This window comes from Chitinimonas viridis (assembly GCF_030409555.1).
In the GTDB taxonomy this organism is placed as follows: domain Bacteria; phylum Pseudomonadota; class Gammaproteobacteria; order Burkholderiales; family Chitinimonadaceae; genus Chitinimonas; species Chitinimonas viridis.
Map to the genome: position 1 here is coordinate 403,789 of NZ_JAUFPU010000008.1, position 17,011 is coordinate 420,799.

Genomic DNA, 17,011 nt, shown 5'->3' on the forward strand with positions numbered 1-17,011 from the left:
ATCCGGGATGGCGTGGCGGCAAGCAGGGTGCCAGGAAGGACCTTCTCTGGTGCTACTTACGCAGTGCAAACAACAAAGGAGAAACGCAATGTCGTACAAGAATATTGCATGTGTCGCTGCTGTCCTCGCCTGTGCTGCGCCCCTGGCTTCGGCGCATGACTCGGCTGCAATGGGGCAGGGCTTGCGCGTGCTGGACATGCTGGAGGAGGATAAATCTGCCGGTAATGTCTATGAGGCCCACTTTCCCTCGCTGGAACTGGCCCGCAAGGCGGCTATCACCTTCCACCATGCGGTACTGGAGGCCAACTACGAGAGTGGCTTCCTGGTGATGGAGCTCAACCGCGAGGACATCGGCAAGCTGCGGCAGTTTGGTTTCCGTATCAAGCCGGCCGAGCGGTTCATGTCGCAGCGCAAGCAGGTGCTGGGGCAGGTGCAGAACCTGATGCGCCAGCGTATGGCCAAGGGACAGCCGGCCGATGATGTGAACCTGTTCGCCATACCCGGCTACAGCTGCTATGAGACGGTGGAGGAAACCTTTACCGCAGCGCAGGGCTTTGTGGCGAGCAAGCCCACGCTGGCCAGCTGGAGCGATATCGGTGACTCCTGGCAGAAGAAGAATGGGCTGGGCGGCTACGATATGCGCGTGCTGAAGCTGACCAATAGTGCCATGACGGGCAGCAAGCCCAAGCTGTTCATCAATTCGGCCATCCATGCCCGTGAATACACCACCGCGCCGCTGGTGCTGGAATTCGCCCGCTGGCTGGTCAACGGCTATGGCACCAATGCGGATGCCACCTGGCTGCTGGACCACCACGAGATACACATGCTGCTGCATACCAACCCCGATGGCCGCAAGCGGGCAGAGACGGGTTTGTCCTGGCGCAAGAACACCAACCAGGCCTATTGCGGGGCGACCAGCAACAGCCGTGGGGCCGACCTCAACCGCAATTTCACCCACAGTTGGAACTCCACCGGCGGCACGGGCTCCAGTGGCAGCCAATGCAATGACACCTATCGTGGGCCTGCACCGGCGTCCGAGCCGGAGACCCAGGCGATTGAGGCCTATGTGCGCACCCTCTGGCCGGATTCGCGTGGACCCAATGTCGGTGATGCCGCACCTGCCACCACCAGCGGCATCCACCTTGATATCCACAGCTACAGCCAGCTGGTGTTATGGCCATGGGGTGATCGCTCCAGCGCTGCGCCGAACGGGACGGCCCTGCAGACGTTGGGACGCAAGTTTGCCTACTTCAATAACTACACGCCGCAACAGTCGGTGGGCCTCTATCCCACGGACGGCACCAGCGATGCCATCAGCTACGGTGAACTGGGGGTGGCGGCGTTTACATTTGAGCTGGGTACATCGTTCTTCCAGAGCTGCACGACCTTCAACAGCACCATCAAACCGCAGAACCTGCAGGCTTTGATCTATGCCGCCAAGGTAGTGCGTACGCCTTACATCACCCCGGCAGGGCCGGATGTGACCACGGTGGCGCTGAGTGGGACGGCGGCGACGACAGGGGTGCCTAGGGGTACCCAGGTGACCTTGACCGGTTCGGCTACCGATATCCGCTTCCGCAACAGCAATGGTACTGAGGCCACCCAGAATATCGCGGCAGCCGAGTATTACATCGACACTCCACCCTGGGCACCGGGGGCGGTGCCGCTGGCCATGACGGCAACGGACGGCAGCTTCAATGCCAAGACCGAGGGTATACGCGCCACCATCAGCACCAGCAGCCTGAGCCTGGGCAAGCATCTGGTGTATGTGCGTTCGCGTGATGCTTCGGGTAGCTGGGGCGCAGTGACGGCGACCTTCCTGCAATTGAACTGAGCCGGAGAGTAGTCTGGACATGCCCGCTGTGTGAACGGCGGGCATTTCTTTTGGCGGCTTGCCTGCCGCAGCCTTGCCGGCGAATGGCGGCGTTGCAAGCCGCTGCCGGTACCCATACCGCTGCGCGGCTTGCGCCTTGCCCTTCATCCGGCAAGGTTGCGAACGACGCGGTGAAAAGACTTTGAACAGGCTCTTATGGCGGGATATGGATGGTGCCCGATTCCTTGACCTCTTCCATCACAGCATAGGTATGCGTCTCGCGTACACCGGGCAGGCTGAGCAAGGTGCCGGCCAGGAAATCCCGGTAAGCCTTCATGTCGCGCACCCGTGCCTTGACCAGGTAATCGAATCCACCTGCCACCAGGTGGCATTCCTGCACCTCTGGCCGGTCTGTCACCGCCAGCTTGAAGCGTTCGAATACCTCGGGCGTGGTGCGGTCCAGCAGCACTTCTACAAAGACCAGCAGCCCGGCGCTGAGTTTTTCCGGATTAAGGCGGGCACCGTAGCCCAGGATGTAGCCGTCGCGTGTCAGTCGCTTCACCCGCTCCAGGCAGGCCGTGGGCGACAGGCCAATTCGCTTGGCAAGGTCTACATTGGCAATGCGGCCGTCATCCTGCAGCTCGCGCAGTATTTTGCGATCAATCCGGTCGATATCGAGGTTCAATGGTGGATTATCCGGTGAAAAGTCATATGGCCGGATTTTATGCGGATTTATGTATTAAAAATAGCGGCACATTTGGTCGGTAGCTCAGTACGATGCGCTTCGTTCTTCTTGCCCCTTGCCAGCCAGCGAGGGGTAGCAGGGACAGGCAGCGTATCCACAAGAACGCGAGACCCACCGGTCTCCGCCCGTGCCCAAGCCGACCCGCGTACCGAGACCACGGTGCGCGGGTCTTTTCAAAGGCAGACAGGTTTCGTTTCCATGACCCCACTTTATTCCGATCTTCCCCAGAGCCTGCCCAGCTTCGCTGGCATACGCGACAATCTGTTCCGCGACGAGGCCGAGGCCATCAACAGCCTGCTGCCCTTGGCGCGGCTGGATGAGCAGGGCGAAAAGGCGGTGCATGTGCGTACCCTGTCGCTGGCCCAGGGTGTACGCCAGGCGGTGAGCAAGAATCACTTTGAGGCTTTCTTGCAGAGCTATGGCCTGGGCAGTGAAGAGGGCGTGGCGCTGATGGCGCTGGCAGAAGCCCTGCTGCGCATACCGGACACCAATACCCAGGACGTGTTGATACGCGACCTGCTGGAAAGCCGCGACTGGCGTCGCTCGCAAACAGCGACCTGGCTGGTGAGTGCCGCCAGCCGTGCGCTGCTGTTTACCGACAGCTGGATTGAGGCCAGTGAAGGCCGCCATTGGTTTGACCGGCTGTTGCGCAAGATGGGCGAGCCTGTGCTGCGCAGCGCCATGAAGGCAGGCATGAAGGTTATGGCCAACCACTTTGTGGTAGGCGAGACCATAGAGGAGGCGCTGGATAACGCGGACAAGCGCTGGCGCTACTCCTACGACATGTTGGGCGAAGCAGCACTGACCAATGCCGATGCCGAGGCCTATTTCAAGGCCTACCACGAGGCCATTGCCGCCCTGGGGCGCCGCAACGATCCCGAGACGGGTTTTGCCCGGCAATCAATCTCGGTCAAGCTGTCTGCCATTCATCCCCGATATGAACTTGCCCAGCTCGATCGGGTGCAGAACGAACTGTACGGCCGACTGCTGGACCTGGCCCAGGCGGCCGCTAAGGCTGATCTGGTATTCAGCATCGATGCGGAGGAAAGCGAGCGGCTGGAGATATCGCTGTGGCTGTATGAGCGCCTGCTGCGCGAACCCAGCCTGAAGGATTGGCGTGGTCTGGGACTGGTGGTGCAGGCCTATCAGAAGCGCGCGCCTTTTGTCATAGACTGGCTGGCCGAGCTGGCCGCTGACACCGGCAGGGTATTGCCCATACGCTTGGTGAAGGGCGCTTATTGGGATAGCGAGATCAAGCGTGCCCAACAGAATGGTTTGCCTGGCTACCCGGTCTATACCCGCAAGCACCATACCGATGTGGCTTACCTGGCCTGTGCCCGCAAGCTGCTCAAGTACGGCCCGGAGCGCTTCTACCCGCAGTTTGCCAGCCACAATGCTCAGACACTGTCTTGGATCATGGAGGCGACTCGCAATACCACGCGGCAGTTCGAGATACAGCGTTTGCATGGCATGGGTGAGGCCCTGCACACCCAGTTGCACGAGCGCGAAGGGGTGGCCAGCCGGGTGTACGCGCCGGTAGGCCGCTTCCATGCGCTGCTGCCTTACCTGGTGCGCCGACTGCTGGAAAACGGCGCTAATTCCTCTTTCGTACACCAGTTGGCCGATACCCGCGTGCCGCTGGAAAGCATAGCCGACAACCCGGCTCAGACCGTTGCCCGCCAGCCCGTAACGCCTGGTGTAAAGGCACCCAGCGAAGTCTTTGCCCCCCGCCGCAACAGCCAAGGATTTGCCATGACCGATATCGTCGCCCTCGAACCGCTGCGCCAACGCCTGGCCGCATTGGAAACCCAGTCGTTCACCGCTGCTGCCATTGTGGGTGGCGAACGCCGCCAGGGTACTGCCCAGGCCCGGTTCAGCCCGATAGACCTGAAGCGCCAGATAGGCACCCTGGTGGCGACAGACGCTGCTGCGGTCGAGCAGGCCTTGAACTTGGCCGATGCGGCCCAGGACGATTGGGCTGCCACCACTGCCGCCAGCCGCGCAACCTTGCTGGATAAGGCTGCCGACCTGTTAGAAGCACGGCAGGATGAGTTCCTCTGGCTACTGAGCCGCGAAGCAGGCAAGACCCTGCCCGATGCCCTGGGCGAGTTGCGCGAGGCGGTGGACTACTGCCGCTTCTACGCCCACGAGGCGCGCCGCCTGATGGGTTCGGCGATTGCACTGCCAGGCGTGACGGGTGAGTCGAACGAGCTGCGCCTGACCGGCCGTGGCCCCTTCATTGCCATTGCCCCCTGGAACTTCCCGCTGGCCATCTTCCTGGGCCAGGTGACTGCCGCGCTGGCTGCAGGCAACACTGTCATTGCCAAGCCCTCGCGCCGTACGCCGCTGATTGGCATGCGTGCCATCGAGGCTTTGCTGGATGCCGGCGTGCCGGCCAATGTGCTGCATTACCTGCCGGGTGAGTCGGGCGGCTTGTCCGACAAGCTGCTGGGCGATCATCGTGTCGCTGGCGTAGCCTTTACCGGTTCGACCGGCGCTGCCTGGAAGATCAACCGCACCCTGGCCAGCCGGGATTCCTCCATCGCCAGCCTGATCGCCGAGACCGGTGGCCTCAATGCCATGATTGCCGACAGTTCTGCCCATGTGGAACAGCTGATCATCGATGTGCTGATGAGTGCCTTCAATTCGGCCGGCCAGCGCTGCTCGGCACTGCGTATCCTGCTGGTGCAGGACGATATCGCCGATCAGGTGATCAGCCGCCTGGGTCTGGCCATGCAGGAATTGCGCATGGGTGACCCGCTGCAGCTGTCGACCGATGTCGGCCCCACCATCGATACCCTGTCGCAGCGTGACCTGAAGGCCTATTGCGACAAACTGGCCGGTACTGCCAAATTGATTGCCACCACGCCCTTGCCGGCCGAGCTGGCCGGTGGTTGCTACTTCGCCCCGCATGCCTTTGAGGTGTCGCTGGATCAGCTGCCTACGGTGGAAACCTTTGGCCCGGTACTGCATGTGGCACGCTTCAAGGGCGATGCCCTGGCCGATGCGGTACACCGCGTCAACAAGCTGGGCTTTGGCCTGACCATGGGTGTGCACACACGGCTGGACAGCACGGTGGACGTGGTACGCAAGCTGGCCAAGGTGGGCAACCTCTATATCAACCGCAATCAGATCGGCGCTGTGGTCGGCTCGCAGCCTTTTGGTGGCGAAGGCCTCTCCGGCACCGGTTTCAAGGCGGGTGGCCCGCATTACCTGCTGCGCTTTGCCTGTGAACGCACCCTCACCATCAATACGGCGGCTGTAGGTGGTAATGTGAAGCTGATGGCAGGTGGCGAGGGCGAACACGCCTGATAGCTAAGAGCCGCTACGCTGGGTTTTGGTAGCCGCTCTAAGTGATAGACCGAACCCGTAGTACCCAAGCGTTAGAAAAGCCCTAGAGGCGAATAAGGAAATAGGCGTGGTGCGCGTCCTGGTTGATGGATCAGGGCGTGCCCGCGCCTTATTTCTTTGCTGTCTCCGCTTGCCAACCCGGCGTGCGTCGTTGTTTCAGGCAGCATAGCTTGTGGGCAGCGTGCATTTATATTTGGCAGCCAACGTGCGTAGGCTAGGATGAAGCATTATTCGTCGCTACTCAGGGCCGCTTCGTGTTCGATTTCAAAAGCATCAGTCTCAAGCTGAACCTGATCTTTGTCGCCATCGTCACTCTGGTGCTGGCGGCATCGGGTGCCTACAACTACCAGCAAACCCGCAAGGAATTGCTGGGGCAGCGGCAGGTGGCCATCACCAGCATACTGGATAGGCTGTCGCTATCCTTGCCGGTAGCGGTATGGAACTTCGATGCGACCCAGGCGGAAAGCATCGTGCGCTCGGAAATCAATCGGAGCTTTGTGCGGGGCATTGCCGTCAGTGCCGAAGACAAGGTGTTCCTGAGCCTGCGGCACGATATGGGCGGCAAGATAGAGCAGGGGGCCATCAAGCATGCGGATGACGATGTGCGGCGCGTGGGTGACTTGCGTTACACCGCCAACGGTGCCACCCGTACCGTGGGCAAGGTGGAGCTGGTGATCTCGAATGCCGATATCGTCGAGCAATTGAATTCCCGTTTGTTGTTTATCATCGGCCAGATCGTGGTGCTGGATTTCCTCATGGTGATGGCCTTGCTGTTCACCTTGCGCCGTTACGTCATACACCCCTTGCAGAAGGTCAATACCGCCTTGTCGGCGATTGCGCAGGGACAGCTCAAGACGAATCCGGGGGTAAACAGCCGTGATGAGATCGGCCAGTTGGCCGCTGCGGTAAGCCATATGAGCGATACCCTGGCGACCGTGATAGGCAAGGTACGCAATTCGACTGAGCTGGTCAGCGATGCTGCGGCACAGATCAGCGGCGCCGCCATGTCGTTATCGGCGTCGAGCAGCAGCCAGGCTGCCAGTGTGGAGGAAACCAGTGCCTCCATGGAGCAGGTAACCGCCTCGGTTGCGCAGAATACCGACAATGCCCGGGCCACGGATGGCATTGCCATGCAGAACGTGGAGCAGGCCGAGTCGGGTGGTGACGCGGTGCGGCGCACGGTGACGGCCATGAACCAGATCGCCCAGAAGATAGGGGTGATAGACGAGATTGCCTATCAGACCAATATGCTGGCGCTGAATGCCGCCATCGAGGCGGCCCGAGCAGGCCAGCATGGCAAGGGCTTTGCCGTGGTGGCGCAGGAGGTGCGCAAGCTGGCCGAGCGTAGCCAGAATGCGGCGCGCGAGATTGGTGAGCTGGCCAATGAAAGCGTGGGATTGGCCAACCAGGCAGGTGAGCTGTTTGTGGTGATGGTGCCCAGCATTCGGCGCACGGCTGCGCTGGTGCAGGAAATATCGGCGGCCTCCAGCGATCAGACCAATGGTATCGAACAGATACATTCGGGTATTTCGCAGATCAGCCTCTCCATGCAATCCAATGCGGCAGCGGCCGAGGAATTGTCTGCCACGGCCACGGCCATGACAGACCAGGCAGCGGAGTTGCGTGAGATGGTGGCTTACTTCAAGACTTGATGTGCTTATCCAATCAGGCCCGTGCCCTGGCACGGGCCTTTTGCTTTTGAGGTGGAAGATGGCGTTGGCAATACAGTTCAAGCAAGTGGGCGGTCCCGAGGTGCTGAGCCTGGCCGAGGTGGCCATAGGCGAACCTGGCCCAGGTCAGGCCAGGGTCAGGCACCATGCCATCGGCCTTAATTTCATCGATACCTATCACCGCTCTGGCCTCTATCCACTGAGCCTGCCATCGGGATTGGGCATGGAGGCGGCGGGTGTGGTGGAAGCGCTGGGCGCAGGCGTGGACTACCTGAGTGTGGGCGACCGGGTTGCCTATGCGGGCGGCCCCTTGGGTGCCTATGCCAGTGTACGCATCATGCCGGCCGACAAGCTGGTTCGCCTGCCGGACAGCATCAGCTTTGAGACGGCCGCTGCCATGATGTTGCAGGGGCTGACAGCCGAATATCTGTTGCGCCGCACCTATGCGGTGCAGCCGGGTGACGCCGTGCTGATCCATGCAGCTGCCGGTGGCGTGGGGCAGATTGCTGTCCAGTGGGCCAAGGCGCTGGGGGCTTTTGTCATAGGCACGGCAGGTGGGCCGGACAAGGCAGCCTTGGCTGGCAGCCTGGGTTGCGATGTGGCGATAGACTATCGCAGCGATGATTTCGTTGCCGCGACACGCGCCGCCACCCAGGGCATGGGCGTGCGGGTGGTGTATGACGGTGTGGGCAAGGATACCTTTATGGGCTCGCTCGATTGTCTGGCGGCACGCGGCATGATGGTGACCTACGGCAATGCCTCTGGCCCGGTGCCCGACATCGCGCCCTTGTTGCTGTCGCAAAAAGGTTCGTTGTTCCTGACAAGACCTACCCTGGGCCACTACACGGCAACCCGTGCTGAGCTGGTGGCGGCCGCCGAGGCCTTGTTTGCGGTGGTGGCAAGTGGACAGGTTCGCATCCAGATTGCACAGCGCTATGCCTTGGCAGATGCTGCACAAGCCCACCATGAGCTGGAGGCACGCAAGACGGTTGGCTCGACCATATTGTTGCCCTGAGCTTGCTGCAGCTGGTGTGCAGGGCAATCCGTGTCGCACCGAGTATTGGCGTGAGCAGGCATCTGAGATTGCGCTAGGTTGCCTGAGATGCTTACTGACTCGCTAAGGTGACTGTTCCCCTGCATATCGCCAACTGTGCCGGGCTGTTGTGCCGGGGTGCCGGTACACTGTCTGACTTTGCCAACCAGGCTGTCTCACCATGTCGTCCACCCATACCGAACCGTCGCGTGCGGGCTTTGTGCTGCTATTGGCTGGGCTGGCCATGTTCGGCCCATTCAGCATCGACACCGTGTTCCCCATGTTCCCGCAGATGCAAAGCGCGCTGCATATCGGCCCGGTGCAGATGCAGCAGACCATCAGCGTCTACCTGCTGGCCTATGCCCTGATGTCCTTGCTGCATGGCCCGCTGTCCGATGCGCTGGGGCGGCGCTCGGTGGTCATGGCTGGGGTGGCCGTGTTCGTACTGGCCTCCATAGGCTGTGCCTTGTCCACCTCGATCTGGCAGCTGCTGTTTTTCCGTGCCTTGCAGGGGGTATCTGCGGGTTCTGGCCTGATTGTTGGCCGGGCCATCATACGAGATCGTTTTCACGGGCCGGAAGCGCAGCGCGTCATGTCGCGCATCACCATGGTGTTTGGCGTGGCACCGGCCATTGCCCCCATCATCGGCGGCATCATCGGCACCCGTTTCGGTTGGGAAGCCATCTTCTGGTTTCTGGCCGTGTTTGCCCTGGTGTTGCTGGCCACCTGCTGGCGCTGGCTGCCAGAGACCCATCCGAAGGAAGCGCGCCTTCCGCTGGAGCCCATCCCTCTCTTCAGCCGCTATCTCGACATGCTGCGCAATCCACGCTTTGTGTGGCTGTGCCTGTCCGGGTCATTCAATTTTTCGGCGCTGTTCATCTATATCGCCTCGGCGCCCGCATTTGTGCTCACCCATCTCAAGCTGGGGGCCACCGATTTCGGTTACTTCTTTGTGCCAGCCATCATGGGCATGATGACTGGCGCCTACCTGTCAGGCCGCCGTGCTGGCCGTCACACCCCGGAATCGAACGTCAAGCTGGCGTATGCGGTGATGTTGCTGGCCGGAGTGGGAAATGTGGTTTATTGCCTGCTTGCGCCAGCCGTTGCCTGGCCCTGGGCGGTGATACCCATCATGATCAACGGTGCTGGCATCTCGTTGGCTTTTCCTACACTGACGCTGCTGGTACTGGATATCTACCCGCAGGAAAGAGGTACGGCTTCATCGCTGCAGGCCTTTATCCAGCTGACATTCAGCGCCATTGTGGCCGGTGCGATCTCGCCCTGGCTGTCGCTGCGGCCTTCCGGATTGGCCATGGGCGCCGTGGCAGCCTCGTTGCTGGGCCTGGTGGCCTGGAAGCTGGCGCAAAGGGCGGGGGTCAAGTCCTCGCCCGAGATGATGGCAGGTTGATACACAGCATGCCCTAGGCCGCCGGTTCGTCGCCCGCCTTGGGCTTGTCGCGCGGTTTGAGCGCTGCCAGACTGGCCTGCTGCAACTCCAGTGCCTTGATGCTCATCTGCAGCATGCCCACCTGCATGGCCAGCCACTGCTCCACCGTGCGTAGCTCGGCTATCTTGCGCGCGCATTCCTCCTCTGTCATGGGTGGCATGAAGGCCTGCATGCCTTCCATGGGCTTGAAGAACTGCTTGAACATAGCAAACGGGTCGGGTGGGGTATGGGCTTCGCTCATGGGGGCTCCGGTTGTCTTCAATACTGCATGGTGCCTCCTGAAACCCCGATTCCCAAGCGGGACAACGGGAGTTCCTAGGGGGCTACAGCCTAGCACGTAAAAACGCCCCAATTAGCGGGGCGTCTTGGTATCGAGAATAACGGCTTGTTCTTACTGACAGGATGCTGCCGCCAGATAATTGTTGGCGTGGCCTAGTGGTGATATCACACCGTCCGTGCCGAGGAAGGTAATCTGCCCATCCACGTTGGCAGTACCCAGATAGTTGCGTGTCTCTGGGTAGTATCGGAAATAGTAGCCATAGTCGTTCTGCGACTTCATCCCGGCGGGTGAGAACAGTTCGGGGTAGGTACGTTCTGCCCAGTCAAACAGGCAATCCGATTTGGCCGTCTGTACGGCAGTCTTTACCGTAAATGTTGCGGTTACGTATTGGCTGCGGGACATGTTGACTGTGCAACTGCCGGTTCCAGTACACGCGCCACCCCAGCCGGTAAAGCTGTAGCCCGCTGCAGGCAAGGCGGTCAGGGCTACGGAGCTAGTGCTCGGGAATCTTCCCACGCAGGCGCTACCACACTGGATGCCGATATCGCTAGAGCTGACCAGGCCTTGTCCAACTTTTTCCACCGAGAGCACGTTGGCGGCCTTGGTGCCATCCAGCCATTTGTACAGGCTGTCTTTGTAGGTAATATCAAATCGGCCGTAATAGTTAGAGCCGGAGGGATTCTTACAGCTGGACGAGCCACCATAAAGCGTGCCAACCAGATAAGGTACACCTTCACGCTCCATCCAGACACCCGAGCCGCTACTGCCACCTTCTGTGGTGCCACGCGTCCAGGCGACATTCAGGAAGTTGCCATTGAGGCTGCTGCCTAGCTGGCAACTGAACTTGTCATCGACCGTGGCATAGCAGGAGGCGAAGTTTTTGAGCGTGCCAAAACTGATCTTTTGCCAGTCACTCTTGGGGTGATGTATGCCGGTCGCGGGCTTGAATTGCTCAGCAGTGTAGCTGGACCAACCGGCAAAGGTTGCCTTGGCGGGAGCGTTGTCAAATAGCTGCAGCAGAGCCATATCTGTTTTTTCTGTGGCATGCAGCAGTAGGGCGCCGTTTTGCAAGACGGTGTAGTCTGTATCCCGTTGCGCGCTATCGCAACTGGCAGAGCGATAGAACCAATACGTCCACAGCGTGGAGGCGACAGCCTGGCTGGATATACAATGATTTGCTGTCAGGAAGTAGGGTGTATAGGTCGTGCCACGGTCATTCATCAGGGTGCCGGTGCATGTATAGGTACCGTTATCCTTGTCATACAGCATGCGGGCAACCGAGCTGGACTGCTTGCCCCAGGTGGTCTTGCTACAGGTGGCGTCCAGGTTGCAGACGTCGGCATCACCTCTAGCTGCAATAGCTTCAGTGAATGTCGGTGTGGTGGCGTACAGATGTGAGATGCGAGGGATGGAGATTTGTACCTGATCAGGACGGATGCCGGCAGGTAGTTCGATCTCCAATACGGCTTCATTGCTTTCAAATACCGGTGACCAGTATGTGCGAGCGAAGTCACTATGGTCGCCACTGGCTTGATTACGGCCGATAACCTCTTGGACGGTACTGCCTGCCACTTCAATAGTCTGATTCAGGCGTGAGCTGTAGAAACGCAGCTTGGCTTCCGAAGGCAAGCTTTGCACCTGCACGGCCAAACGCATTCCTTGTGCGTTGGGCGATTGAATGCTGATGGCGGCCAACTGCCTGCCATCATTTTGTGGCTGCCATTGCAGCTTGCTGGCCATGGCAGAGACCGAAGCAAGGGCTGCGACGGCGCGGTGCAAGCCAACTTGTGTGGGAACGCCTGGCGCCGCGGCTTTGGGACGTACCATGGCTTGTTCATCAGCCAACAGATTCTCCAGGCGTATGCGCACGGGTTCATTCACCTGGCGGACAATGGCCTGTGGAATGGCCTTGATTGCCGTCCCCTGAAGATTAAGTGGCCTCTGTGCGGGCTCAACCAGGATGGACTTGCCATCGTGTGTCGTCGCAACGGCAGGCATTGCAACCGCCAGTATCAAGGAAACCAGCATGCCTCGTGTATGGATAGACTTCATTACTTCCCTCTGAATTTCTCTTACTTTCGCACCGCTACAAAAATTAAATCAATCAAGCGTTTGATCTGCTATGAGTAGGGAAATTGTAACCGGTATTGCGCTCGTTTTGGTGTGGATATTTACGAATATCCTTTGTTTTCAGTTGCTTGTGGAATCTGCTTTTCTGTGGCCCTGCTCGTGACGATGTTGTATCCAGTAGCTTGTTCATCGTATGGTGGCGTAGGCAACATGGGGGGCAGATAGCCTGCGGGTTACTTTCTTTACCTTGCTGGAATAACGGCACACGGCATAACGGAAAACGGCGCCCCATTGCGGAGGCGCCGTCTGCTTGCTACGGAACGATAGGTCAGGCTTGCTGGCCAGCCTCAACCACTGCCAGGGCCGTCATATTGACGATGCGGCGTACCGAGGCGGTGGGGGTGAGGATATGCACTGGCTGATTCACGCCCAGCAGCATGGGGCCGATGGTGACGCCGTCGGCTGCACTGGCCTTGAGCAGGTTGAAGGCGATGTTGGCGGCATCCAGGGTAGGCATGACCAGCAGATTGGCATCACCCTTGAGGGTGGAGTCCGGCATCACCATATCGCGTATCTGGCCCGATAGCGCGGCATCACCGTGCATCTCGCCGTCCACTTCCAGCTCGGGGGCGCGTTGGCGCAGCAGCTCCAGTACTTTGCGCATCTTCAGCGAGGTCGGTGATTCTACCGAGCCGAAGCTGGAGTGCGACAGCAGGGCAACCTTGGGGGCGATGCCGAAGTTGCGTACGGTCTGGGCAGCCATCAGGGTGATCTCGGCCAATTGCTCGGCGGTCGGGTCCTGATTCACATAGGTGTCGGTGATGAAGACGTTGCCCTTGGGCAGCATCAGTGCATTCATGGCGCCATAGGTGTGGCTGTCGGCCTTGCGGCCGATGACCTGGCAGACGAAGTCCAGGTGATCCTGATAATGGCCGTAGGTGCCGCAGATCATGGCATCGGCTTCGCCGCGGCGCATCATCAGCGCACCGATGAGGGTGGTCTTGCGGCGGACTTCGCGCTTGGCGAACTCCTGGCTGACGCCATTGCGCTTGCGCAACTGGTAGTACTCGTTCCAGTACTCGCGGTAGCGTGGGTCGTTCTCGTTGTTGACCAGCTCAAAATCCACACCGGGGCGGATGCGCAGGCCCAGCTTCTCGATGCGCATATCGATGACGTTGGGGCGGCCGATCAGGATGGGACGGGCCAGGCCTTGATCGACGATCTCCTGTACGGCATGCAGTACCCGTTCGTCCTCGCCTTCGGCGTAGACCACCCGCTTGGCGGCCTTTTTGGCAGCCGTGAAGACGGGTTTCATGAACAGGTTGGACTTGTACACGAACTGCATCAGCGATTCGTGGTAGGCGGCGATGTCGGCAATCGGGCGGGTTGCCACGCCGGATTCCATGGCGGCGCGGGCCACGGCTGGCGCAATCTTGACGATCAGGCGCGGGTCGAACGGCTTGGGGATGATGTAGTCCGGGCCGAAGGTCAGCGACTGGCCGCTATAGGCGTCGGCCACTACGTCGTTCTGCTCGGCCATGGCGAGGTCGGCAATGGCGCGTACGCAGGCTAGCTTCATCTCGTCGTTGATGGTGGTGGCGCCGACGTCGAGCGCACCGCGGAAGATGAAGGGGAAGCAGAGTACGTTGTTGACCTGGTTGGGGTAATCCGACCGACCGGTACAGATGATGGCATCGGGGCGGGCTTCCTTGGCCAGCGGCGGTAGGATTTCCGGCTCGGGGTTGGCCAGGGCCAGGATGAGCGGGTGGGCCGCCATGCTGCGGACCATGTCCTGGCTTACCAGTTTGGGGCCGGACAAGCCCAGGAAGATGTCGGCACCTACCATGGCATCCTTGAGGGTGCGATGGGGGGTGTCCTGGGCGTAACGCTTTTTCGATTCGTCCAGCTTGTCCCAGTCTTCACGCGCCTTGTGCACCACGCCCTTGGAGTCGCAGGCAATGATGTTGGCTGGATTGAGGCCCAGCTGCACCAGCAGGTTGAGGCAGGCAATGGCGGCAGCACCAGCGCCGGACACCACCAGGCGCACCCGGCCGATGTCCTTGTCGACGATGCGCAGGCCATTCAGTACGGCAGAGGCGGTAATGATGGCGGTGCCGTGCTGGTCGTCATGGAACACCGGAATCTTCATGCGCTCGCGACACTTTTGCTCCACGTAGAAGCATTCGGGCGCCTTGATGTCTTCCAGGTTGATGCCGCCGAAGGTGGGTTCCAGCGCACAGATGATATCGACCAGCTTGTCGGGGTCGTTCTGGTCGACTTCGATATCGAACACGTCGATACCGGCGAACTTCTTGAACAGGACACCCTTGCCCTCCATCACTGGCTTGCCGGCCAGCGGGCCGATATTGCCCAGGCCCAGCACGGCGGTGCCATTGGAGATCACGGCGACCAGGTTGCCGCGGGCAGTATATTTGTAGGCGTTCAGCGGGTCTTCGACGATGGCGTCGCAGGCGGCGGCGACACCCGGAGAATAGGCCAGGGCCAGATCACGCTGGCTGGACAGCGGTTTGGTCGGGGCGACCTGAATCTTGCCGGGTTTGGGGAACTGGTGGTATTCGAGTGCGCTCTTGCGCAGTTCTTCATCCATCGTGGGGCTCCAACATCGTCGTTTTGTTATGCGGGTAGCTCACGATTATAGGCCTGCCGGGCCGAGAGGCCGAGGGGGAAATCCCGATTGGGCGCATGCACACAATGCGGCGCCGCTGGGGTTGAAATTCAAGCCCTTGATTCCTCGTCGGAAACAGGCGGCGGCCTGGCTTTGCCCTGGCCGGGGAGAGCAGTGTTGCACTTGTGGCAAGGCGGTGGGCGGCGCTGTTTTGTGCAACTTATCTGATTCGCCACACCTAAACCACTTGCGCGTACCGTGCCGCGCAGCCAGACTACAGCCCCATTTAGAGCGGCTAACAAAACCCAGCGTAGCGTTTCTGGCTAGGCGGGCGAGCGCAGACAGTACGTGGGTACGGCAAGCTCGCACAACAACGCCAGAAGGGTTTTGTTAGCGGCTCTTAGGCAGGCTGGGGTTGGCGGGGTCGCACTTCGCTACCTGGCTGATAGTAAAATTGCCGCTCCCCTCGGATGAGGGCTGCCACTTGCGCCGAACCTGGGTATACCAGGTGTACGGCAGTATCGAGTTGGATGTTTTCTGGCAACCCTAGCGGGCTGCCAAGGTGTCCCGGTAGTTTGTCAGGAAAGGATTCTGCAGTGCTTCAACCCTTCTATAAGACCCTTGCGCGCCTTGCGCTAATCCTGCCCTTGCTGGCCCTGGCGGCCTGCGGCGGAGAGTCGGCCCCTGCCGATGCGCCGCAAGCGTTTACGGCTGTTGCAGGTGATGGGCGGGTTACGCTTACCTGGAACCAGGATCCCAATATGACCTACTGGGTGTTTGCTGCCCAGGCAGATAGCGTGACGCCCGACAATTACAACAAATTTCCTGAATCCGTACTTCAGCGAGGCGTTTCATCGCCGTTTACCCTGACCGGCCTGACTAACGGCAAGACCTACTCGTTTACCATCAATGCTACCCGGAACGGTAGCCCAGCCGGCCCGGCTGCTCCCTCGCAGGCGATAGTGCCAAGGCCTGCCGGCACGACCTGGACGCCAGGCGCACCGCTGGGTTCGGCAGACCTGAACAAGATAGGTGCGGGCTCCAGCCAGTATGTTGCCGTTGGCAATGCGGGTAGTATCTATACCGTCGGCACTGGTAGCGTGGGGCTGTGGGTAAAGCAGAATGCCAAGACCACGGCAGATCTGTACGCCTACCTCTTCAATGGCACCAACCACATGGCCATGGGTAGTGCTGGCACGCTGATATACAGCACCGATGCCAGCACTTGGACTGTGGTTGATACAGGCGCCGCTGCAAAGGCTGAGCGCTTCAATGCATTGGCAACGGGCGGCAACATTTACCTGGCGGTTGGGCAAGGGGGAGCGATCTATACCGGTGCTACAGATGCCTTGACTGCGCCTAAGCCTTGGGTCAAACAGGTTTCGAATACCACAGCCAATCTCAATGCCTTGATATACAACGCGCAATGGAAGCTGGAAAACTCGGTGGCCATTCCGCGCTATGTGGTGGTCGGCGACAGCGGCACCATCCTGGTGGGCGAGGTAACAACGACCACTACAGGCAGCACGGTGAGCTACTCCACGACCTGGACGCAGAAAACCTCGGGCACCGATGCCAATCTATACGGCGTTACTTACAACAGTGTGCTCGGCAGCTATTTCGTGGTGGGTAGCGGCGGCACCTTGTTGATGAGTACCGATACTGAAACCTGGACCAAGGTAGCCCTGCCGACCACGCAGAACCTGCATGCGATCACCATTGGTAGCCGCGTCCTGGCCGTGGGCGCCAATGGCACTACCGTGTTGGCTGCCTACACGTCCAGCAAGGGCACCGATGGTAAGACGGTCTGGAGCTATGCCTGGTCGGTTGGCAGTGCTGGCGCGATCAGCAAGCTCAACGATGTGATCGCTGGCGATGGCAGCTATCTGGCCGTGGGGGCATCGGGCACCAATACCCGCTCCTTCTGATCCAGGCAGACTGCTTGCTCATACGTAGACAAAGGCCCCTGATGGGGC

10 protein-coding genes are annotated in these 17,011 nt (G+C 60.1%); 6 read left to right on the forward strand and 4 right to left on the reverse strand.

Going from position 1 to position 17,011, the window contains the following annotated elements:
- Window positions 1-88 precede the first annotated feature (88 nt).
- A complete protein-coding gene (locus QWZ03_RS10575; RefSeq protein WP_290332682.1) occupies window positions 89-1,834 on the forward strand; it encodes a M14 family metallopeptidase in 1,746 nt (581 codons plus the stop codon).
- A 193-nt stretch (window positions 1,835-2,027) separates the two neighbouring features.
- On the opposite strand, the gene QWZ03_RS10580 is transcribed toward QWZ03_RS10575, so the two are convergent.
- Window positions 2,028-2,498 carry an Lrp/AsnC ligand binding domain-containing protein gene (locus tag QWZ03_RS10580; RefSeq protein ID WP_290332683.1) on the reverse strand — a complete coding sequence of 157 codons (471 nt, stop codon included), beginning with the start codon at window positions 2,496-2,498 and terminating at the stop codon, window positions 2,028-2,030.
- Between the two features lie 258 nt (window positions 2,499-2,756).
- Here QWZ03_RS10580 and putA point away from each other — a divergent pair, with 258 nt between their 5' ends.
- The 4 genes from putA (at window position 2,757) to QWZ03_RS10600 (ending at window position 10,020) form a co-directional block, all read left to right on the forward strand.
- Entirely contained in the window at window positions 2,757-5,870 is a 3,114-nt protein-coding gene (gene putA, locus QWZ03_RS10585) for a bifunctional proline dehydrogenase/L-glutamate gamma-semialdehyde dehydrogenase PutA (RefSeq protein ID WP_290332684.1), read from the forward strand.
- Window positions 5,871-6,163: 293 nt separating this feature from the next.
- The gene (locus tag QWZ03_RS10590; RefSeq protein ID WP_290332685.1) at window positions 6,164-7,561 is read left to right on the forward strand and encodes a methyl-accepting chemotaxis protein; all 1,398 of its coding nucleotides are present in this window, start codon (window positions 6,164-6,166) and stop codon (window positions 7,559-7,561) included.
- A 58-nt stretch (window positions 7,562-7,619) separates the two neighbouring features.
- Window positions 7,620-8,594 (forward strand): quinone oxidoreductase family protein, encoded by a 975-nt coding sequence (locus tag QWZ03_RS10595; protein ID WP_290332686.1) that lies wholly within the window; start codon window positions 7,620-7,622, stop codon window positions 8,592-8,594.
- Between the two features lie 199 nt (window positions 8,595-8,793).
- A complete protein-coding gene (locus QWZ03_RS10600; protein WP_290332687.1) occupies window positions 8,794-10,020 on the forward strand; it encodes a multidrug effflux MFS transporter in 1,227 nt (408 codons plus the stop codon).
- Window positions 10,021-10,033: 13 nt separating this feature from the next.
- Here the strand turns inward: QWZ03_RS10600 and QWZ03_RS10605 are convergent, their stop codons facing one another.
- From QWZ03_RS10605 to QWZ03_RS10615, 3 genes are all read right to left on the reverse strand, one after another.
- Window positions 10,034-10,300 carry a PhaM family polyhydroxyalkanoate granule multifunctional regulatory protein gene (locus QWZ03_RS10605; protein WP_290332688.1) on the reverse strand — a complete coding sequence of 89 codons (267 nt, stop codon included), beginning with the start codon at window positions 10,298-10,300 and terminating at the stop codon, window positions 10,034-10,036.
- Between the two features lie 150 nt (window positions 10,301-10,450).
- Entirely contained in the window at window positions 10,451-12,391 is a 1,941-nt protein-coding gene (locus tag QWZ03_RS10610) for an InlB B-repeat-containing protein (RefSeq protein ID WP_290332689.1), read from the reverse strand.
- Between the two features lie 346 nt (window positions 12,392-12,737).
- Window positions 12,738-15,017 (reverse strand): NADP-dependent malic enzyme, encoded by a 2,280-nt coding sequence (locus tag QWZ03_RS10615; protein WP_284196521.1) that lies wholly within the window; start codon window positions 15,015-15,017, stop codon window positions 12,738-12,740.
- A gap of 614 nt (window positions 15,018-15,631) precedes the next feature.
- Between QWZ03_RS10615 and QWZ03_RS10620 the strand changes: the two genes are divergently transcribed.
- Window positions 15,632-16,963, forward strand: a complete 1,332-nt coding sequence (locus QWZ03_RS10620) for a beta propeller repeat protein (RefSeq protein WP_290332690.1) — start codon at window positions 15,632-15,634, stop codon at window positions 16,961-16,963.
- Window positions 16,964-17,011 lie beyond the last annotated feature (48 nt).

Excerpts from the sequence above, each read along its gene's own strand:
- QWZ03_RS10575 (WP_290332682.1), top strand. The coding sequence starts at position 89 with ATGTCGTACAAGAATATTGCATGTGTCGCTGCTGTCCTCGCCTGTGCT.
- putA (WP_290332684.1), top strand. The coding sequence starts at position 2,757 with ATGACCCCACTTTATTCCGATCTTCCCCAGAGCCTGCCCAGCTTCGCT.
- QWZ03_RS10595 (WP_290332686.1), top strand. The coding sequence starts at position 7,620 with ATGGCGTTGGCAATACAGTTCAAGCAAGTGGGCGGTCCCGAGGTGCTG.
- QWZ03_RS10600 (WP_290332687.1), top strand. The coding sequence starts at position 8,794 with ATGTCGTCCACCCATACCGAACCGTCGCGTGCGGGCTTTGTGCTGCTA.
- QWZ03_RS10605 (WP_290332688.1), bottom strand. The coding sequence starts at position 10,300 with ATGAGCGAAGCCCATACCCCACCCGACCCGTTTGCTATGTTCAAGCAG.
- QWZ03_RS10610 (WP_290332689.1), bottom strand. The coding sequence starts at position 12,391 with ATGAAGTCTATCCATACACGAGGCATGCTGGTTTCCTTGATACTGGCG.
- QWZ03_RS10615 (WP_284196521.1), bottom strand. The coding sequence starts at position 15,017 with ATGGATGAAGAACTGCGCAAGAGCGCACTCGAATACCACCAGTTCCCC.